This is a genomic window from Thermoleptolyngbya sp. C42_A2020_037 (assembly GCF_015272455.1).
Classification (GTDB): domain Bacteria; phylum Cyanobacteriota; class Cyanobacteriia; order Elainellales; family Elainellaceae; genus Thermoleptolyngbya.
In genome coordinates this window covers 1-19,351 of the sequence record NZ_JACYLP010000044.1, presented here as the reverse complement: position 1 = coordinate 19,351, position 19,351 = coordinate 1, and the positions used below count along the sequence as shown (strand labels likewise).

Below are 19,351 nucleotides of genomic sequence, written 5' to 3'. Positions count from 1 at the left end.
AATTCACCACAGAGACACAGAGATCACAGAGTTTTTCCTCCGTGCCCTCCGTGCCTCCGTGGTTTAGTTTCAAAATTCACCACAGAGACACAGAGATCACAGAGTTTTTCCTCCGTGCCCTCCGTGCCTCCGTGGTTTAGTTTCAAAATTCACCACAGAGACACAGAGATCACAGAGTTTTTCCTCCGTGTCCTCCGTGCCTCCGTGGTTTACTCCCAGAATTCACCACAGAGGCACAGAGATCACAGAGGTTTCTCCCCCCTCTCCCACAACTCCCGCCATTCATAGTTCACACTACTTGCCCCAAAGTCTGGTTCTCGTTGAAACGGTTGCCTCACATAGCGCACAATACAACCGCTATCGCCCGCGTTGTAGCTCCCTTTTGGCGTGGCCACCTTAAATGCATCTCCTTCTGGGAAGTCGGCTGATCTGGGCACTTGTACTAAGGCCAGCACAAAAGTTTCTGGCTTGTTGAGGGCAGTCAGAATTTCATTTTTGGTCACGGTGACGGTTTCTGCACCTTCAATGCGTCCTTTCACTTCAATAAACCGGATGCGGCTGGGCTGATCTGCGATCGCTGGCACGCGGGACTCAATGTCGTAGCCACACTTCTGCTGGCTCACATCTCGTGGTTCGTGCCCTAGTGCTCGCTCTGCTGCCATGACCGCTTGCATCGCCAGTTGCTCCACCCGCTGCGTCTCTCTGGCAAACAACTCTGCTGCTGGCTGTCGCTTGCCCTGCAGCCGCTGTAACAACCCAATCGGGATGACCAATGCTCCCCCTACGACGACGGGCGGCAAAGGCGAGAGCTTGCGCTCCTGTTCCAATTCTGTCAATCGTCTTTGCAGGCGAGACTCTAGCTCATCGGCTCTGGCTCTCGCTTTGGTGGAGTTAATCTTAGCATTCACCTTACCTTCTAGTTCTTGTTGTTTCAAGCGTTCTGCCTGCTGATCCCAGTAGTAAATCTCTTGGGTCAGCCGCTCTTTCACAGCCCGAATGGTTTTGTCGATGAGTTTTTCCTTGTGTTCTCGGGCTTCTTGGAGATGTTGAGGAACCAAGTGGGTAATAGCGTAGGTGGTGGCTTGGGTTTCGAGAGTTGAACCACAGAGGCACGGAGGACACAGAGGGGCTTGAGTTTCCAGGAGGGTGCGCTCATCAGGGGTCAGAGGACGATAGTCTAGGTAAGGCGCATATCCTGCATTCCGTGCCACCACTTCTAACCCTCCGCACTCCCCGTGTCTCTGGGGTTCCGCCAATATTTTCTGCGGTGCTATTGGTGACGTCTCCGCCTTCGACTCTCCGTGCTCTCTGTGTCTCTGTGGTTCTCCTATCTCCACATACTGCATCCGCCTTGACACCACCCGCCGCTTGCCGCTGCTGTTGATTCTGGCATCCTGAATCGAATGCTCCAGATACACCAGCACCCGCACCTGCTCACCAAAATCATTCTCATCCACTAATATCGCTCCCCGCTTCAGCAAATCTCGATGTTGCTCAAGGGTTATCTTGATGACGACCTCCAGCAGCGGATGCCCCGGACAGATAAAAGCAGCAGTCGGCTTCCCTGGAATGTTAATCAGTTCCTTCTCAAAACAAATCCGCTCGTAGCGCTGCAAAATCGGCTCTCTGCCAATCTGCCATTCGCGGCTGCGAAGCAGGGCTGGCACATGGGTAATCTCATATCGTTTAGATTCCCGCTGCCGAACCGTGCCACCCAAGCGAGCAAACGCTGCCAAGAAAAAGGACGCAATAAAGTGGGGTTGGAGTCGTCGTGCCTCGGCCCGTTCCACTTCTTCCCGAATCTGCTGCACTTTGGAGGCATCCATGGTGTCTCGCGCTAGGGCCTGTTCTTCGAGCAATTCACGCAAGCGTTGCTGATCTAGACGCTCGGCCACAACTTGATGCAGCTTGGCTCGAACCTCGGGGCGATCGCCATAGCGAATTGCCTCAATCAGCAGTTCACGCAGCTCCTTCCCGGCGATCGCCTTACCCAACACATCAAAAACTTTGCCGCCCAACGATTTCTGTTCTAAGTCCAGCTTTCGCAGCAACGTTAGGTACACATCCCCCTCGCGAGTTTGCTCCGCCACCAAGTTCCAGAGATGGCAGACCTCCGTTTGTCCAATCCGGTGAATCCGCCCAAACCGCTGCTCTAGCCGGTTAGGATTCCAGGGCAAGTCATAGTTCACCATCAGATGTGCTCGTTGCAGGTTAATTCCCTCGCCTGCCGCATCCGTCGCAATTAAGACTTGCACCGTAGCATCCTGCTTAAACGACTCCTCTGCTCGCTTGCGCAGTTCTCGACTCATGCCGCCGTGAATCGTAACCACTGCCTCCGTCCGTCCCAGCAGAGTAGTAATCTGGTTAGTCAAATAGTTGAGGGTATCTCGGTGTTCGGTGAAGATCACCAGTTTGCGGGATGAACCACGGAGACACAGAGACCACAGAGCCTCTTCTCCACGCCCTTCGTGCCTCTGTGGTGCAAAGATCTCCTGAATCACCCGCGACAACTCCTCCCACTTGCGATCGCGCCCACTCCGCCGCACCCGCAGTGCCAAGTTTTCTAGTTCCTTTAACCGTTCAATCTCAGCTTGCAGTTCAGCAATCGTGCGAGCTGCCGTGGCCTGGTCCACCACCTCTTCTTCAGACACTTCCCACTCTTCTGCCGTCAAATCTTCCTCGTCTAATTCACCACGGAGACACAGAGACCACAGAGTTCCTTCTCCGTGCCCTCCGTGCCTCTGTGGTTCCCCTCTCTCCTCTTTTAATCGTTGCTCTAGCCGTTCCTTTCTTCGCCGCAACGACTGATAAATTGCCTCTGGCGAAGATGCCAGCCGCCGCTGCAAAATGGTTAACGCAAATCCAACGGTTCCTCTGCGCCCATTGTTCTCCAGTGCATCTGCCCGGTTGAACTCTTCCCGCACATATTCCGTAACCTTGTGATAAAGCTGCTGCTCTAGATCAGATAAACTGTAGGTCACTGTGTAAGCCTTGCGCTCCGGAAAAAGTGGCTTCCCATCAAACTTGAGCAAGTCTTCTTTCACCAATCGCCGCATCAAGTCCGATGCATCAGTTGGTTTAGCACCGTTACGAAATCGTCCCTCAAAGCGATCGCCATCCAGCAGCGCCATAAAAAGCTGAAAATCTTCTTCTCTGCCATTGTGTGGTGTCGCCGTCAGCAGCAAAAAATGGCGAGTGATCTGGCTTAGTTTTTTACCTAGCTTGTAGCGTTTCGTCTCTTTGACCTCTCCCCCAAAAAACGAAGCCGACAGCTTGTGCGCCTCGTCTACCACAATCAGATCCCAATCGGTCTGCTGGAGCTTAATCTGCAAGTCATCATTGCGACTGATCTGATCAAGCCGGGCAATGAGCAGAGGAATTTCAGTAAAAACATTGCCGGTTCGCGCCGCCTCAATGCGATCGCTCGTGAGGATCTCAAAGGGCAAATGGAACTTTTGGAACAATTCATCCTGCCACTGTGCTGCCAAACTTCCTGGACAAACCACTAAGCAGCGATGTAAGTCCCCCCGAATCAGTAACTCTCGCATCAACAACCCGGTCATGATAGTCTTGCCAGCCCCTGGGTCGTCTGCCAGCAAAAATCGCAGCGGCTGCCGGGGTAGCATCTCCCCATACACCGCTGTAATCTGATGCGGCAGAGGCTCTACCAGGGACGTATGTACGCCCAGCAGCGGATCAAACAAATGGGCTAACTGAATCCGGTGTGCCTCAGATACTAGCCGCAGCATGGCACCATCACCATCGAAACTCCAAGGCTGCCCAGTCGTAATAATTTCCAAGTCAGGCTCGCGATCGCGCCACAATAGCTCATTGCCCAAATTGCCACTGGCATCCCTATAAACCAGTTCAACCACGGCCTCGCCATGCCAGGTAACGTCCACAACAGTGACCAAGGCATTGGGCAAAATGCCTCTTACAGCAATGCCACGAACCAAATCTTCAAGCCGAGCCATACAATAGCGATCCTGCAACTAGAGTGTTTCCCTGCTCATACTTCCCTGCATATTTCCCTGCATAATAGCCAGCATTTACTGGAACTGCCCGCAACACCACATCATTGACTTGGCTCGCTCTTGGTTAACAATTTGCGATCGCTCCTCGTTTTTCCGAATTGCTTCAGACAAAATCCCTGGCTCAAGCTCTAGCCTAGGCAATCACCGCTTGCTTGCTCAGTTCACTAAGCAGTGCGACTGTATCGAATTTTAATCTGCAACCCCTCATGATCAAATCAATGCCACCTGACGTAATCCCCCACGCCGATGTTTTCTCCAATCCTCAACTCTGACCTCACGCCACTGGAGTCAGCATTGACTACAGCCTCGTCCAGGCAAATCAGAAGACTTTCGCGGGTCAGACTTCTTTGTGGTGCTAGGCAGGCAGCATCATCCGTAGGGCGATCGCCCAATCCCATTTTCCCTAAACCGCATTGGAGTTGATGCGTAAATTTGCTGGATGCCCCTGATAGATTAGTAACCCCTAAAGGGGCAATGCTTGTCGGACAATCCAAGGCTGAAGATTCATCCAATCCAAGCATTCAGGATTCTTGAGGGTGAATTAATCAATCAGCGCTTGGGTCAGGGTGCCTCTGATTCTTTTAATTTCAACCCTTCTTTCGATTCTTGAGGTAACTTCTATGAAACGTATCGTACTCCTTGCTCTAAGTGCTATGAGCGTTTTTGGATTTGCAACTGCTGCCTCTGCCGAAACCTTTACGGTTGAATGCACCGCCGCTAGTCAACTCTGTGACCGTACAGCGACGCTGAGTTTTACCTCAGATGGGCCAGGGGTAGAGTATGGCATTGTACTCAAGGCACCCGCGACCCACTGTTCCGCCGTAAGTTACTTGGTGTATTCCAATGATGGCCAGCGTCGCTTATTGGGACGCACCCAGTTTTTGAACGCAGGGGAATGGAGTTATGTTTCCTTAGGGAGCAGCCTTGCCCGTGGTTCTCAGAGTGTGCTGATTGGGGCAGAAGGTCGGGTTGGCGGGTGTAATGTTGGCAGCCTACGTTCCTGGGGCGTGGATGCCCAAGCGAGCATCGTACCGTAGGAAAATCCTGTGATTTGGGTGTAACTCATGCGGGAAGCTGAGGGCGTGAGATCTGGGGCTGACTTGTTGAGCGATCGCCACATTTAGAGGTCTCCAGCACACGATGTAGCATCCGACAGGCAGCGTGATTTCTAGGAGGCCTGATCAGGCCGGATCAACAGTGAACTCACCCCTCGCCCCCAGCAATTTCCCCCGGATTGCCACTGGTTGAAGTCGTTCGGTGTATCCGCATACCTGGAATATATCTGGAATCCATGAACCTTGAAGAAGTAAAGCAACAGTTTCCAGAGTCTGTAAGAGACATCGAGATCCTGGAACGCCTCGGATTTGCTTCCCGCAAAACGGGCTGGATTGATGACCTCGACCTGGAAAAGGCGATCGCCGCCTGCTGGCTGCTCGGAAAAATCGGTAGCGACCGAGATGCGGATGCTCTGATCAGGGTTCTGTCTGGTCAGCGCCGTGATCTATGGATGCACGCAGCCACTTCTCTGAGCGTCATAGCCACGCAGAGGCACGTAAGCCTTTTGCTCTCGATTCTGGAAACCAGTTCCAATTCTGAGCAGCGAGAGAGTGTCGTCTATGCCCTCTCGTTTCTATCAGACAGTTCAATAACCCCAGAAGTGATCGGGGTGCTGACCGAGATTGCTGCCAATCCGCTTGAGGCTACTGCTGTGCGAGCGCAAGCTCTAGAAGGACTTGGCAATCACCTCTCCCCGGAGTTGGCACCACATCTCGATCAGAAAGCGCTGACGGTCATGCTTGAAGCGCTTGATGATGCAGAAGCGGCAATTCGGTTTTGGGCTTGCTTTGCGGTGGGCAGGTGCAAAATCGAGGCAGCGTTGCCAAAACTCCAACGCCTAGCCCAAACCGACAAAACCCTTGTGGAGGGATGGTGGTCTGTGGGAGAGGAAGCTGAAGATGCCATCACTTTCATCAACGGCGGAGAGCCACCCCCGCGGGAGCCGCGCCCATCACTGGTGTCCTAGTTGTCCTAACAGTCATAGCCCGCGTTAACGCGCCGCGACTGGCAGATGCAAATACACGCATCTGGTCTGACTATCTCCTACAGCATTTTCTTGCAGGGTGAGATACAGACTGTCCTGAAAAGACACAGATTTCACAGCTTTCTGTATAGCTCACTAGCTTCCAAAAACGCTGTACCCGTGTCTGTCTAAAGCTTGTAGCAAAGAAGACGTTATGGCAAAGCCGCACGAAGCCATTAGCGTGCTTCAGTTGCGCGATCGCCATAACGGCTCAAGAAGAGTTCTGTTAATCCACATTCATCTTTTGGAGGACGAATATGACAAGTACAATCGCCAGATTCGAGAGCAAAGAGGCCTATTACGCCAGTTTTCCCAGCCCACCAGAAATCCTGATCTTTGAATGGGATACTGAGACAGGGAAGCCCATACGCCTGGAATGGCAGCATGGCGGTGCAGTCTGGTTCCTGTATCATGCCCCTGGTCAGATTACGAGGGAAACGCCAGATTTCAACTACTATGATGTGAATCTGCGAATGACCACCACTGGCTATGAACATGCTGCATACGGACTCAAGGGCAAGCTTACGGTAGACGCACACCGTCCTTCAGGGGCTACGTTCGCCGGGATTTACGAAGGCACTGGCACAGCTTGGTTTGTGGCGGATGGCTTTTTGACTTATACAGATGCCTCCTAAAGCAACTCTTTAGGGGCGTTGCTGAATAGGGCTAATAAATACCCCAAACCGCCCTCACCCCAAATCCCTCTCCTTTTGCACTCAGTAGGCAGACTAAATTAAAACCAGGTCTTAAACCCTGCGCGAGCGGCGCAGGGTTCTTGATCTGATGTTTATCTATGTTCATCTATTTATCTGTTTTGCACGATGGTTTTGCACTACAGGAGTATTGCAATCGTTAGGAGTTCGGCGGGCGTGCCCCTGGGTACGCGACTCTCCTGACCGCGCTGCACACTGCCATATTGCAATCGTTAGGAGTTCGGCGGGCGTGCCCCTGCCCTTCTGCGCCACATCTCCGTATGTGATTACTCTGCTGTGAACGTAAATAATCCGTGAAATCCCCTTAGAAAGCCGTCTTTAAGTCTTGACAGATTGCCTCAGAATTTGCCTGATCTAACCAGCCGCCCAGTGTAAAAGCTGACATGGAAATGCGCGATCGCCAAAGGGGGGCAATCATGCCAGTACAAAATAATCTTGATATGACAGCATTCAATGACGATGATGTGTTGTCATTTCGAGACGGCACCGTTCGAGTTGCTACGCTACGCCACGTTCTAGATGTTGCACTGAGTTCCAAATTGCCCGATGCGCTGGCAGATTCGCTGACGACGCAAAAAGCTCTATTCGGGGGCGATCGCCAGTTTCGCAGCAGCAAAGCCTGGATGCGTCAGGATCGCAACTGGTTTCAAGACGGCATTGATTGTGAGGTCTTGCAGCTTGGCTCGGCAGGCTGGCAGCAGGGCAAACTGCGGCTGCGGGTGACGGTCGAATTTGTGCCCGACGAACTCACAGCCCAGCCCGTCTACACCGACTACGCCGAAACGCCCGAATTCATTGACCTGCCCCTGCTGCCCGACGATACTCAGACCAGCGTTGAGAATATCTATCGTCACGCCCATCGAAACGACTACGGGAACGGCCGCTCGAACGGCAAGGGCCATCAGAATGGCAACGCCTATACGAATGGAGCAGGTCACTAACCCAACCCCTGCCGCTCTCTGCTCTTTCAATCTCCTGTCATTGGTTTCGCTGTAGGATCGGCTAAAGGATTAATGTTTCTCAGCGATTCATTGACCCAAGCCGTGATTCTTACCCATGTTTAATGAATATGAAACCACTCACCGACTGGGGATTTAGCCGCGAGAACTGGTGGCGGGGCGAAAAAGGCGAGTATTGGGTGATCGTGCAGGCGGTGCTGCTGTTGGGGCTGCTGGTGTTGCCGACGGTGCCCGTGCCAGGGCTGGTGATTGAGCCGCCGTTGCGCTACGGGCTGTGGGCGATCGCCGCTCTGTGTGCGCTCACCGCCGCTATATTTTTGGGCAAAGGGCTGCTGGACTTGGGGCAAAGCCTGACCCCATTGCCCTACCCGCGAGAGGATGGGCAACTGGTGCAAACGGGCGTGTATGCCATCGTGCGCCATCCCATCTACAGTGGCGTAGTGTTTGCAGTGGGGGCGATCGCCCTCTATCGGCTGAGCATCACGCATCTGCTGGCAGCAGTGGTGTTTTTTACTTTTTTCAACGCCAAGGCTGCAAAGGAGGAAGCCTGGCTCCAGGAAAAGTATCCTGACTATGCCGAATATAAAACCCGCGTCAAGCGCCTGATTCCCTGGCTTTACTAGCCTCCGTGACCAAACCCCACAATGCCCAATCCCCAGCGCTATACTCAGGATTAGTGCCTGAGAGTCAAGGTTTAAGCGTGAGGTTTTCAAAGATGGCGCGTGGGTTTTCGGAACAGGGATTTTGGCGATCGCTCCAGCGGGCAGCGGTATACGCGGGACGCGAAGTCGTCGAAAAAGCGCTGACGCTCTACTTTGCCGCCCAGCAGCCCGAAACCCCTCTCTGGGCCAAAACGGTGATTTACTCCGCGCTGGCTTATTTTATTCTGCCGACCGATGCGATTCCTGATTTTGTCCTGTTCACAGGCTACGCAGATGACCTGAGTACACTAGCCGCCGCCCTGGGTGCAGTGGCTATGGCCATCACGCCCGAAGTCAAAGCAGCCGCAAAGCAGAAAGTGATCGACTGGTTTGGCGATGGCACTGAAGCGCCCAGCGACTCCGTTTCAGAAGCGAACGCAATCCGCGAAATTGTGATTGAGTGATGCTTTGAGACTCTGGTTTTGAGGCAGCAATAATTACCCAGCTCCAGCACTATTGACCTAGCGTTTGAGTAAATTGACCTGGCGTTTGAGTAATGCGGGTAAGCAGGTCAACAGGTGCGCTCATGGGGCAGATCTGGAAAACGTTTAGTTTACACTCATTATTATATTGAGTAAATATCGGGCAACGTACTGGGCAATTGGGGTTGGGCAACTCGCTGCCCACACTACTCAGAATCTTGCCCGTCGCGCTTTTGGATTCATGTCTCTAAACTCTACCCCCTCGACTCCCTGGAAAGACCTGCCCCGCCAATACTTTCAGCGGGAACTGCTGCCGCTGCTGGCGGATTTGCGGCTGGCGATTGTGCTTTTGCTGGCGATCGCCCTCTTCAGCGTCTCTGGCACGGTGATCGAGCAGGGGCAATCGCTGGCGTTTTATCAAGAAAACTATCCCGAAAGTCCGGCGCTGTTTGGCTTTTTGACTTGGAAGGTGATCCTGACGGCGGGACTAGATCACGTCTATCGGACGTGGTGGTTTTTGGCGCTGCTCATTCTGTTCGGCTCTAGCCTGATCGCCTGCACCTTCACCCGCCAGTTTCCCACCCTCAAAGCCGCGCAAAAGTGGAGCTATTACACCCAGCCGCGCCAGTTTGAGAAGCTGGCCATGAGCGCCGAAGTCGATGCCGCAACGCTCGATGGGCTGGAGCCGCTGCTGCAACGCAAGGGCTATCGGCTATTTCGCGAGGGCGATCGCCTCTATGCTCGCAAAGGCATTGTTGGACGCATCGGGCCGATCATCGTCCATGCCAGCATGATTCTGGTGCTGCTGGGGTCGATTTGGGGCGCGATGACGGGCTTTTTTGCTCAGGAGATGATTCCCAGCGGCGAAACCTTCACCATTCAAAATATTTTTGACGCAGGGCCCTGGGCAGAGCCGCAAATTCCCAAGGATTGGTCTGTGCGCGTGAACCGCTTCTGGATCGACTACACGCCAGAGGGCAACATCGACCAGTTTTATTCCGACCTGTCGGTGCTGGATGCAGCGGGGCAGGAAGTGAAGCGCAAGACAATTCATGTGAACGAGCCGCTGCGCTACAAGGGCGTGACGCTCTATCAAGCCGACTGGGCGATCGCCGCCGTGCGCGTGCAGCTTAACAATAGCCCAATTCTGCAAATTCCGATGGGGCAGCTTGACACAGGTGGCGCAGGTCGCCTCTGGGGCACTTGGCTGCCTACCAAGCCTGACCTCAGCGAGGGCGTGTCGCTAATCGCTAAAGACCTGAAGGGAACGGTGCTGGTATATGACCAGGACGGGCAACTCATTTCCACCGTGCGGGCGGGCATGGCGACCGAAGTCAACGGCGTGCGGCTGACCGTGGCTGAACTGGTGGGCAGCACGGGGCTACAAATCAAAGCCGATCCAGGCATTCCTATTGTCTACACGGGCTTTGGGCTGCTGATGATCAGCGTCCTGATGAGCTACGTATCACACTCGCAAGTGTGGGCGTTGCAGCAGGGCAAAACGCTCTACGTCGGCGGTCGCACCAACCGCGCCCAGGTCGCCTTCGAGCGGGAGGTTTTGGATATGCTGGATGCCCTCAGCGCCGCTCCCTACCCCGCAGTGGCGGAGGCTTAGCCCAAACTCCTATGCAGCACTCTGAACTGCGCCCTCCCAACCCAGCCAGCGCGATCGCCCTTTTACCACCCACGCTGCTGCTCGATCGGCTGCTGCAAGACTGGCTCCTGGAAGACATTGGGCGGGGCGATCGCACTACGCAATCCCTATTTTCCAATGGCGCTCCCCAGGGACAAGCCCAGTGGGTTGTCAAAGAAGCAGGCGTAGTGGCGGGGTTGCCGATTGCAGCGCGAGTATTTTACTTACTCAATCCGGCAGTGCAGTTCAAGGCGCTGGCACAAGAAGGCGAAGCGTGCGATCGCGGTCGCGTCATTGCCCAAATCACGGGCCCACTGGATGCGCTGCTGACGGGAGAGCGGGTGGCGCTGAACCTGGCCATGCGGCTGAGCGGCATCGCCACGCTGACGAGTCAGTACGTCGCGCAAATTGCCGACTTGCCTGCCCAACTGGTGGACACCCGCAAAACCACGCCCGGCCTGCGAATTTTGGAGAAGTACGCCGTTCAGGTCGGCGGCGCAGTGAACCATCGCCTGGGGCTGGACGATGGCGTGATGATCAAAGACAACCACATTGCGGCAGCAGGGAGCATTGCAGCGGCGATCGCCCTTGTGCGGGCCCGCATTCCTTATCCGCTGACGGTCGAAGTGGAAACCGAAACCCTGGAGCAGGTTGCCGAAGCCCTCGAGCACGGCGCAGACATTATCATGCTGGACAACATGCCCGTAGAACGGATGACGGAGGCAGTGCGGATGATTCGCCGCACGAACCCGCGCATCAAAATCGAAGCATCGGGCAACATTACGTTGCAGACCATCCGGGCGATCGCCGAAACTGGCGTAGACTACCTTTCTAGCAGCGCCCCCATCACCCGCTCCACCTGGCTCGATCTCAGTATGCGGATTCAGGTAGGCTAAGCGATCTCGCGATTTCCGCAAACCGATCCGTCCGTAAAACACGCCCTCCTGGTTACGGAAAACCTCCCCTGCGCTCCGGTGATTCTCGCCAGCAAAAACGGTAGGATGTAGCTGTCGCAAGGTGAAACGACATGCAAAGCTCAGATAATTCAGATAAGCGAAGAATTCTTTCAGCCCTGTGTCATGGGTCGATTTTTATCAACGCCCTAGTTGTTTCTATCGGCATTCCCATTGCCATCCTGCTCGTTTCAGACGATCCAGTGGTCAAGGAGAATGCCAAAGAAGCCATTAACTTCCACATCAATATGTGGCTATGGTGGCTAGTTGTGGGGGTGCTTTCTATCGTTTTGGTCGGCTTTCTCCTGTTCCCGATCCTGGGGCTGGTCAACCTGATTCTGCCTATCTTGGCAATTTTAGCCTGCCTCAGCAATCCTGAAACGCGCTACCGCTACCCGTTCATCCTCCGCCTAGTGTAAGCTTGGCCAGTCCAAGTTTGCAGACTTCCAGGACGCGGAATGCTGGTCAGCCACGGTCACCAATTTATTTACACGAAAACGCTGAAAACGGCGAGTACCTCTGTGGAGGCTTACTTTGAGCCGTTTTGTGTAGAAGAGGGCGCGGCGAACCTGGCCCGCGTGCGTGAGGAATCCGTGTCGGCGGCGGGCATTGTGGGCTATCGCGGGCCGGGCAAGCCGGAGGGCTGCCGCTGGTGGAACCACATGCCCGCTGCCCAGATTCGGGAACAGTTGGGTGAAGACCTCTGGACACGCTATTTCAAGTTTTGCGTCATTCGCAATCCTTACGAAAAGGCGATTTCAGCCTTTTACTTTGGGCGATCGCACACTCCGTCCACACCCGATTCATCCCGCAGCGATGCCGCCGCCTTTGAGCATTGGCTGATCGCGCACGGCCCGCCCATCGACCGCAACAAGTATTTGATCGACGGGCAGTTTTGTCTGGATGAGGTGATTCGCTACGAATCTCTGGCGGCGGATTTAGAGCGCATCTGCGCCAAGCTGGGAGTGCCGTGGAATCCGGAGGCGCTGCCTCATCTCAAAACGGGAACTCGACCCAAAGTGGCGATCGCCCAATCTCTTTATACCGATACATCCCGGCAACTGGTCGAAGCCGCCTACGCATTTGAGCTAGATTACTTCGGCTACCAGTTTCCAGACGCTTGAGCGCTGGCTAAGACCCTCGCTAAAGTCTTCCCTGAAAACCCGTTGGCTAAAACACATCCGCCGGGTCAGCGGTAATTGCCTTATTTACCGACACCAGCCCCGACAGCACACACATCATCACCGCCAGTCCCAGCACCAACACCGCCCGCTCTAGATCCATGCGAACGGGCAATCCCCCAGCCGTTGCCCGGATGGTTAGCTCATACAGCATCAGAGAAATGATGAATCCCGGAATGTAGCCCAGCACGGCCAGAATCACCGATTCTTGAATGACCGTAATAAACAAAAAGCGATTGCTGTAGCCCATCGCCTTGAGCGTGGCATACTGCTTGAGATGATCGGAAATTTCTGTGTAGAGGATCTGATACACAATCACTGTGCCCACAATGCAGGACACTGCCACGCCCATGCCAAAGATAAAGCCCGTCGAGGTTGCGCCAATCCAATAGTCGCGATCGCGCTCGATAATTTGCTGCTGAGTAAACACGATCACGTCCTTAGGCAGAATTTCCCGGAGGCGATCGCACACTTGCAGCGGATCAACGCCCTCATCGACCTGAATCAAGCCCAGGTTAATTCGGTTGAGTGGAAACGGGTCAAAATAGCGGCGAAAGTTTTGGTCGCTCATGATCAGCGTCCCATCTGCCGCAAAGCCACCGCCCAGCGTAAACTGTCCGCCAATCGTCGCCCTGCGTCCATCCGCCTCAGTCACCGTCCCCACCGTCTGCGGGCCATACTCCGGCCGCGAAAGCGTGTCAATCAGCACTGTATCAAATCGCCGCAGCGCCGCCTGGTTTTCCGGCGTTTGCATCTCCGGCATGGTGAAGACGGGATCATTCGGGTTGATGCCATAGACAAACATGGCGCGACTCTGGCGCGTTTCCACATTGCGCCATTGCAAATAACCGACGTACAGCGGCATCACGCGCCGCACCCCTGGCACCCCCGCCGATTGATAAATTCGCTCAATCGGAAACGGCTTGGTGGAGGTAATCTCAAGCGCCTGGGGCGATATCAGAAAAATGTCGGCATTGATGCGGCTGTAGATCATTGCCGCTGTCTCTGCCAGCGAACCCAAAAAACCCAGATTCATGAACACCAAAATGACCGCAAACGCAACTCCGGCGATCGCCACCACGAATCGCGTTTTTTCAGCAGTCAGATTCAGCAGAGCGAGGGGGGTACGCATGGTTTTTCGTTTGCAAGTTTTGCGTGGCATCGCAACACCACAGCATCCGCTTATCTCACATCAATCCGCACATCAACCTGCAAATTTGTCAGCGCTTCCACGGGGCGGCTGTCGTCCAGTTGCACTTTCACCTCGACCACGCGGGCATCGGCATTGGCGGCGGGGTCATCATCTAGCACGTTATTTTTGAAGACCTGCCAGCCGATTTCTGCCACCCTGCCCGACAGCGTTTCGTCAAAGGCTCCGTTGCGGCTGGTGATGATGGCGGGCTGCCCCACTCTCACTAACCCCACGTCGGTTTCATAGACCTCTGCTACGACAAACATCTGGCTGGTATCGCCCATATCCAGCACGCTGCCGTCTTGCCCGATTGCCTCACCAGCCAGCGTGAGAATTCGTAAAACGCGGCCGGACTGGGGAGCGCGAATAATGGTGCGCTCTAGCTGCGCTTCGGCCAGGTTCAGGTTTTGGCGGGCCGATTCGACGGCAACTTGCACCTGGCTCAGGGGCAGGTTCGCTTCCTGGGCCTGCACGGTCGCCTGGGCACTCCGCAGCGAGGCTTGCAGGTCAGCCTCCAGGCGCACGAGGTTGGCTCTGGCATTGTTGAGCTTTTCCTCGGCCTGGCGAGCGGTGCTGCGCTGGCGATCGCGCTCCTGCTGAGAAATCGCTCCCTGCGCGTACAAATCTTCAAATCGGCGCAAATCCTGGTTTTTCTGCGCCAAATCTGCCTCCAGCTCTCGCACGAGCGCCTGCTGTGCCTGGAGTTCAAACTGGGCTGGGCTTTGAATCCGTTCCGCCTGGGATTGAGCCTCGCGCACCTGGGCCTGGGCAAAGGTGGTCGTCGCCCGCAGGCGTTGTTCGGCCTCGGCAAGCTGAGCAGCGGCTACATCCCGCTGGGCCCGTCGTTCGTCATAGCTTTCCAGATAGGCCAGCACCGCGCCCGTTTGCACCATATCCCCCTGGCGAACCTCTAGCCGCTGAATCCGCTCACCCGTGGGCCCGCCCACGCGCACCACTTCGCCACGCGGCTCCAGCCGTCCCAGCGCTACCACTTCGACTCGCGTAGGCGCGGGAACTTCGGTTAGCTCTGCTTCAGACGCAGCGCGACGGGAAGCGACAATCTGAGCCACACCCAACCCCAGCAGCCCCAAAGCCGCAACGCCAGCGGCGATCGCCCAGCCCCAGCCGCGCTGTCCTACCTTGCGCTTTTCACTCACCATAGATTTCCCCAGTCTGGGCGCAAATCCTGACCCATTGGGCATCCTAACGTATTTGCTTGGACGACAGCAGATCCGGTCGGGTGAATTTGCGATCTGACGGTTGTCTAGTGCCCAGCGCTACAGCCAGCGCCCCAGCACCACCCAGCGACGAACCAGGGAACCGAGGGCGATCGCCCCAACCGACACCAGCCAGAACGTGAAGGTGGAGGAGCCATCTACGCCGCTGTTCAGATTCATGCCAAACAGCGCGGCGATCGCCGTCAGCGGCAAAAACACCGCCGCCAGAATATTCAACCGATGCCCTGCGATCAGCGCCTCCGTGGACAGGCGATTTTGCTCCTCTGCTCGCTGGGCAATTTGGTAATCTAGAGCGTTTTTCGTGTTTTCATAGAGCAGATCCAGGCTGCGATCGATTTCGTAGGCCCAGTCGCGCAGGTCAATCAGGTCGCGGTCGTCGGGAACGCCCTCGCGGGCGGCTTGCAGCGTGGCGTGCATATTTTTAGCAGCCAGGCGCAATGGGGCGATCGCCTCCAACAGGTGAAAGTAGTCTTCGGCGCTCTCTGCCTGCCGATAAGCAGTTTGCAATTTTTCCTCGGCAGTGTTGTAATTTTCTAGATGTTTCAGCAGCGGTTGCAGCCCAATGCCGCCGCCGCTGTGTTCCCAGATGCCGTTGGGTTGCCGCCAAAACAGCACCCCGACGCGGGTCTGCTCACCCGCCTCAGGCGCTTTGTGCAAAATCAGCAGCAGGTGCCCGTCTGCCACCATTGCCCGCTGCTTGCCGACACTGCGTTCGCCAAATCGATTTTGAATCGCGGGAGGTAATCGCCACGCAGGAGGAATTTTCATAAGTCTTGCCCTGTTTTATATACAGCATTTTCTTGCAGGGTGAGGCACACGCTGCCCTCACGAGGCAAGGGCTTATTGACCATCCGTGTGCCTCACTAGCTTCAAAAATGCTGTAGCTCAGTTTTTAGCCCCGTTTCTTGCCTAATTTTTGCCCGCTTGCGGCAACCTTTTAGCCACCAATGCACGTCATTACTCCGGAGGAGTCTTGTGTCATCAGAGTCACTGGTATCAAACAAACTGCCATTGATCGCAACTCGCGCCGATCCTCTGCTCGCCAGCCCAGCGATGGGTCGGGCGATCGCCCATTGCAGACCGCCTCGCGAAGAACTGCGAAATGAATGGAAACAGCGTGGAAACAGAGCAGGTGACTCGCGTTCCAACACACATTCCAGAAAACAGACTTACTATATAAGTAACTTGCGTGCCTGCCAGGAAAATCGTTCCCGCCGCCTGTATCAATCCATACGGCCAGCATCTACCAGAAGCAGGTTTCTTGCACGGTCTATATTTAACGGGCATTTTTCTGAATCTCGAAAAGATACTCTAGCCCGTTTTGCTCTGAACTGCTGCTTCCGGGTTCCCTAGTCTTCGCTCAAGGTTTCAGCCTTATTCGTTGGCTCCGGTTTTTGACTTCGATGCAGGGGTTGCAATGCCCCGACTATGACCGCTTCGCTTCAGGCAATTCACTTGTTCAAGCGATGGGTTTCAAAGATTTCAGCTAGAGCATCTTTGATAGCCATCGGCCCAGCACTTAGCCCAAGCTCATCCCCCCGCATGGGCGACACCATTCAGCCAACCAGCCTAACCTGTGGGACATACATGGTGCTACCCATTGAATTTATTGTGATCGGCAAGCCGATTTCGCACCAAACTAAAGACAAGGCTCGTCTGCGCGACTGGAGAGAAAAAGTGCGTCAGAGGGCGATCGCCTGCTGGAATGGCAAAGCCCCGCTGGGCGATTACCTCAAGGTGATCATCACGCACTACTACGACGCGCCCCTGGGCGACGAGTCTGGCGTTCCTGACAGTGATAATATAGTAAAACCAGTGCGAGATGCGCTGAACGGGGTGATTTACGTAGACGACTATCAGATTACGGATTTCATCAGCCGCCGCCGAAACTTGAACGCTTCTTTTCGCGTTAAAGGAATGTCTACGGCGCTGGCAGAGGGGTTTTGCCAGGGTGAGGAGTTTTTGCATATCCGGATAGAGGCGGCTCCCGATCCATCTGAGCTAAGCTAGAAAACTAGGTTAGGATTTATTTGCAGTGGCGTTTTCGCGCTATTGTTTTTGCGTTATTCTTTCTGCGTTATTCAGAGTTGCCGTATATGACCCGTCCACCGAATCGGAGTCCGTTAGAGCATCAGCGCCTGCTGAAGCTTGCGCGGGAATACCGCAAGCAGGGATATCAGGTGACTCTTTATCCTGCTCCAGAAGATCTGCCGTCTCCGCTGGCCCATTGTTCGCTGGATCTGGTGGCCAAGCGGGATGAAAAGGCGATCGCCGCCGAAGTCCGCACCCGCGAAAGCCTAACGCTGAACGGCCCCGACGATCTCCGCAAGCTCAGCGAATCCGTTAAAAAAATTCCCGGCTGGGAGTTTGAGCTAGTCATCACCAATCCCCGGAAAAAAACAGCGGAGTAAGCAGGGATGGGGGATGGCGTGACACGCCCCCATTATCCTGCTACCCCAACAACCTCTCCTTTCTCTGCCGAAATCCTTGCTGCCTCTGCCACTGCCAAGGCATAGAGGCTGTCCGCCACCGACACATACAGCGGCTTGCCCTCGGTGAGAAAGTCCAGCACGGCAGCAGTGTCGCGAGCAAACAGGCCCCGGCGACTGCCCAGGTCGAGGGGCTGGGTCTGGTCGTGCAGGATGAGTTCGCCGCTGTCGCCATTGAGGGCGATCGCCCCGGTTTCGCCCTGAATCGTCAGAGTGCGCTCTGCCGCCCACAGCGCTTCCCCTTTGCCGTAGATTACTTCGCCCATCAGCCCGCTGGCAAACCGCAGTTGCGCCGTGCAAACGCAGCTAGTAAAGCAGGGATTGGCGGCATCGGGCTGCCAGTAGCGGGTCTGGCAACTGACCGTCTTCACCGGGCCAAACAGGTTCGTCAGCCGATGCACCCGCGACAGTGCGCCCACCAGCGGAAAGCCAAACTCTGCCATGTCGTAGGTCCACTTGTCGGGAGCGGGATGCTTGGGCGTGAGGTCGCTGTAGCGTAGATAGAACGGCGTGCCGATGGCAGGCAGCGCAGTTTGGATGGCTTCATGGATGCCGCTCAGCAGTTCGATATGTTCCACATGCAGCAGGCGATTTTGAGACGCAGCCAGCGCAGCGAGATCCTTTGCCGTCGCCAAATCCAGCGCCAGCGGATATTCCACGACGACATGCTTGCCTGCTTCTAGCGCGGCTCTGACGACTGCGGCATGTTGCGCGTTGCTAGTAGACACGATCACTAAGTCAATATCTGTCCGCTGCACCAGAGCGCCCCAGTCGTCCGTTGCCCCTACACTGAGCGGCTCTGCCAAAGACTGAGCGCGGGAGAGGTCACGGCTGGCGATCGCCACCAGTTGCGTCCGGGCATCTGCCTGCACTAGCTCAGCACGAGCCTTAGCCGCGTAGCCCGTGCCTACGATCCCCACCCGAATCAGTTGCTCCATAGATGCTTTGCTCTCTCTACTTTGCATCATGCCAGATTGGAGCCAGATCGATGCTAAATCAAAGCTAGATTAACGCTGGGTGAATCTTAGTAAAAGCCAGCATAGAGCATACAGTCCTACCCAAAATCCCGCAAAACTCTATTAAATAAACAAACTGATAAGACGCTTAGGAGCAGGACTTGCAGACCCCTCCATAAAAATTCCAGACGACTGGCTTATCATCACCAAGCTGTTGTAGACGAGTAGACAAGTCATGAAGGTAGTATAGTCATCCTAATCTTTAAACTGCAAAATTAGACAAATCTTTAAAATTTAATTAGATATCAGACTGAAGATTTGTTTTCGGCCAATCGGCTGAAAACAAATCTTGTTTGGCTGATTTCAATTGGAGTAGAGTGAATTTCTCCTTCAATCTGTCAATAATAAAATCAGTTGCATAAGCGCCTAAGATTTAGGTTGAAACACTATCCCTCCTTTGACAGGAAAACTTAAACGTCCTGCATAGGAATACCAGATTTTACCCGGCAATCCAGAAGTGTTGAATTGAGACATAAAACTTTACATTTGACCCTATGAAGCTCCTACGAGTGTCTCAGGCAGCAGATCGTGGCTCCAATGGACGATTGAACAGCGGCGACTCAATTCAAGTTGCAAATAGCGCAACTTATCGAGTAACTGATGACCATAAAACGCTGGAATTTCTATCAATTGAAGAATCAAGTAGGCAATCAATACCATGTAGATTTGTATGGTGACTCCATTGACAGAGGTGTTGAAAGATAGCTCAACATACAAAAAATGGGGGCAGAATGTAGTAT

The 19,351-nt window shown here is 54.6% G+C and carries 17 protein-coding genes and 1 pseudogene; 12 read left to right on the top strand and 6 right to left on the bottom strand.

Annotated elements, in window-relative coordinates; genetic code table 11:
* Positions 1-242: 242 nt before the first annotated feature.
* Positions 243-3,974 (bottom strand): helicase-related protein, encoded by a 3,732-nt coding sequence (locus IGS16_RS13970; protein ID WP_297086396.1) that lies wholly within the window; start codon positions 3,972-3,974, stop codon positions 243-245.
* 713 nt (positions 3,975-4,687) lie between these two features.
* Here IGS16_RS13970 and IGS16_RS13965 point away from each other — a divergent pair.
* The 10 genes from IGS16_RS13965 to IGS16_RS13920 all read left to right on the top strand — a co-directional run bounded on the left by IGS16_RS13965 (position 4,688) and on the right by IGS16_RS13920 (position 12,619).
* Positions 4,688-5,071: a hypothetical protein gene (locus IGS16_RS13965; RefSeq protein ID WP_297086394.1), complete on the top strand. Its 384-nt coding sequence runs from the start codon at positions 4,688-4,690 to the stop codon at positions 5,069-5,071.
* 197 nt (positions 5,072-5,268) lie between these two features.
* Positions 5,269-6,057 carry a HEAT repeat domain-containing protein gene (locus tag IGS16_RS13960; RefSeq protein WP_297086392.1) on the top strand — a complete coding sequence of 263 codons (789 nt, stop codon included), beginning with the start codon at positions 5,269-5,271 and terminating at the stop codon, positions 6,055-6,057.
* Between the two features lie 314 nt (positions 6,058-6,371).
* Positions 6,372-6,749 (top strand): hypothetical protein, encoded by a 378-nt coding sequence (locus IGS16_RS13955; protein WP_297086390.1) that lies wholly within the window; start codon positions 6,372-6,374, stop codon positions 6,747-6,749.
* A gap of 518 nt (positions 6,750-7,267) precedes the next feature.
* Positions 7,268-7,768, top strand: a complete 501-nt coding sequence (locus tag IGS16_RS13950; RefSeq protein WP_297086388.1) for a KGK domain-containing protein — start codon at positions 7,268-7,270, stop codon at positions 7,766-7,768.
* A 128-nt stretch (positions 7,769-7,896) separates the two neighbouring features.
* A complete protein-coding gene (locus IGS16_RS13945) occupies positions 7,897-8,409 on the top strand; it encodes an isoprenylcysteine carboxylmethyltransferase family protein (RefSeq protein ID WP_297086386.1) in 513 nt (170 codons plus the stop codon).
* Between the two features lie 92 nt (positions 8,410-8,501).
* Positions 8,502-8,891 (top strand): YkvA family protein, encoded by a 390-nt coding sequence (locus tag IGS16_RS13940; RefSeq protein ID WP_297086384.1) that lies wholly within the window; start codon positions 8,502-8,504, stop codon positions 8,889-8,891.
* A 259-nt stretch (positions 8,892-9,150) separates the two neighbouring features.
* A complete protein-coding gene (locus IGS16_RS13935; protein ID WP_297086382.1) occupies positions 9,151-10,524 on the top strand; it encodes a cytochrome c biogenesis protein in 1,374 nt (457 codons plus the stop codon).
* 11 nt (positions 10,525-10,535) lie between these two features.
* Entirely contained in the window at positions 10,536-11,438 is a 903-nt protein-coding gene (gene nadC, locus IGS16_RS13930) for a carboxylating nicotinate-nucleotide diphosphorylase (protein WP_297086381.1), read from the top strand.
* Between the two features lie 131 nt (positions 11,439-11,569).
* Positions 11,570-11,914 carry a DUF4870 domain-containing protein gene (locus IGS16_RS13925; RefSeq protein WP_297086379.1) on the top strand — a complete coding sequence of 115 codons (345 nt, stop codon included), beginning with the start codon at positions 11,570-11,572 and terminating at the stop codon, positions 11,912-11,914.
* A gap of 39 nt (positions 11,915-11,953) precedes the next feature.
* Positions 11,954-12,619 (top strand): sulfotransferase family 2 domain-containing protein, encoded by a 666-nt coding sequence (locus IGS16_RS13920; protein ID WP_297086376.1) that lies wholly within the window; start codon positions 11,954-11,956, stop codon positions 12,617-12,619.
* Between the two features lie 46 nt (positions 12,620-12,665).
* Here the strand turns inward: IGS16_RS13920 and devC are convergent, their stop codons facing one another.
* The 3 genes from devC to IGS16_RS13905 form a co-directional block, all read right to left on the bottom strand.
* Positions 12,666-13,808, bottom strand: a complete 1,143-nt coding sequence (gene devC / locus IGS16_RS13915; RefSeq protein ID WP_297086374.1) for an ABC transporter permease DevC — start codon at positions 13,806-13,808, stop codon at positions 12,666-12,668.
* A 50-nt stretch (positions 13,809-13,858) separates the two neighbouring features.
* Positions 13,859-15,028, bottom strand: a complete 1,170-nt coding sequence (locus tag IGS16_RS13910) for an efflux RND transporter periplasmic adaptor subunit (protein WP_297086372.1) — start codon at positions 15,026-15,028, stop codon at positions 13,859-13,861.
* A 117-nt stretch (positions 15,029-15,145) separates the two neighbouring features.
* A complete protein-coding gene (locus IGS16_RS13905) occupies positions 15,146-15,874 on the bottom strand; it encodes a CorA family divalent cation transporter (RefSeq protein WP_297086370.1) in 729 nt (242 codons plus the stop codon).
* Between the two features lie 774 nt (positions 15,875-16,648).
* On the opposite strand from IGS16_RS13905, the gene IGS16_RS13900 reads away from it, so the two are divergent.
* Positions 16,649-17,116, top strand: a complete 468-nt coding sequence (locus IGS16_RS13900) for a RusA family crossover junction endodeoxyribonuclease (RefSeq protein ID WP_297086368.1) — start codon at positions 16,649-16,651, stop codon at positions 17,114-17,116.
* 86 nt (positions 17,117-17,202) lie between these two features.
* Positions 17,203-17,517 carry a hypothetical protein gene (locus tag IGS16_RS13895; protein ID WP_297086366.1) on the top strand — a complete coding sequence of 105 codons (315 nt, stop codon included), beginning with the start codon at positions 17,203-17,205 and terminating at the stop codon, positions 17,515-17,517.
* Between the two features lie 32 nt (positions 17,518-17,549).
* Here IGS16_RS13895 and IGS16_RS13890 read toward each other — a convergent pair whose 3' ends face one another.
* Together IGS16_RS13890 and IGS16_RS13885 are read right to left on the bottom strand one after the other, a co-directional pair.
* Positions 17,550-18,533, bottom strand: coding sequence for a Gfo/Idh/MocA family oxidoreductase (locus tag IGS16_RS13890; protein ID WP_297086364.1), 984 nt, complete (start codon positions 18,531-18,533; stop codon positions 17,550-17,552).
* Between the two features lie 570 nt (positions 18,534-19,103).
* Positions 19,104-19,351: pseudogene (locus tag IGS16_RS13885) on the bottom strand (hypothetical protein); the annotation flags it as partial.

Excerpts from the sequence above, each read along its gene's own strand:
- IGS16_RS13895 (WP_297086366.1), top strand. The coding sequence starts at position 17,203 with ATGACCCGTCCACCGAATCGGAGTCCGTTAGAGCATCAGCGCCTGCTG.
- IGS16_RS13940 (WP_297086384.1), top strand. The coding sequence starts at position 8,502 with ATGGCGCGTGGGTTTTCGGAACAGGGATTTTGGCGATCGCTCCAGCGG.
- IGS16_RS13955 (WP_297086390.1), top strand. The coding sequence starts at position 6,372 with ATGACAAGTACAATCGCCAGATTCGAGAGCAAAGAGGCCTATTACGCC.
- IGS16_RS13935 (WP_297086382.1), top strand. The coding sequence starts at position 9,151 with ATGTCTCTAAACTCTACCCCCTCGACTCCCTGGAAAGACCTGCCCCGC.
- IGS16_RS13970 (WP_297086396.1), bottom strand. The coding sequence starts at position 3,974 with ATGGCTCGGCTTGAAGATTTGGTTCGTGGCATTGCTGTAAGAGGCATT.
- nadC (WP_297086381.1), top strand. The coding sequence starts at position 10,536 with ATGCAGCACTCTGAACTGCGCCCTCCCAACCCAGCCAGCGCGATCGCC.
- IGS16_RS13890 (WP_297086364.1), bottom strand. The coding sequence starts at position 18,533 with ATGGAGCAACTGATTCGGGTGGGGATCGTAGGCACGGGCTACGCGGCT.
- IGS16_RS13900 (WP_297086368.1), top strand. The coding sequence starts at position 16,649 with ATGGGCGACACCATTCAGCCAACCAGCCTAACCTGTGGGACATACATG.
- IGS16_RS13925 (WP_297086379.1), top strand. The coding sequence starts at position 11,570 with ATGCAAAGCTCAGATAATTCAGATAAGCGAAGAATTCTTTCAGCCCTG.
- IGS16_RS13910 (WP_297086372.1), bottom strand. The coding sequence starts at position 15,028 with ATGGTGAGTGAAAAGCGCAAGGTAGGACAGCGCGGCTGGGGCTGGGCG.
- IGS16_RS13965 (WP_297086394.1), top strand. The coding sequence starts at position 4,688 with ATGAGCGTTTTTGGATTTGCAACTGCTGCCTCTGCCGAAACCTTTACG.
- IGS16_RS13905 (WP_297086370.1), bottom strand. The coding sequence starts at position 15,874 with ATGAAAATTCCTCCTGCGTGGCGATTACCTCCCGCGATTCAAAATCGA.
- IGS16_RS13920 (WP_297086376.1), top strand. The coding sequence starts at position 11,954 with ATGCTGGTCAGCCACGGTCACCAATTTATTTACACGAAAACGCTGAAA.
- devC (WP_297086374.1), bottom strand. The coding sequence starts at position 13,808 with ATGCGTACCCCCCTCGCTCTGCTGAATCTGACTGCTGAAAAAACGCGA.
- IGS16_RS13945 (WP_297086386.1), top strand. The coding sequence starts at position 7,897 with ATGAAACCACTCACCGACTGGGGATTTAGCCGCGAGAACTGGTGGCGG.
- IGS16_RS13950 (WP_297086388.1), top strand. The coding sequence starts at position 7,268 with ATGACAGCATTCAATGACGATGATGTGTTGTCATTTCGAGACGGCACC.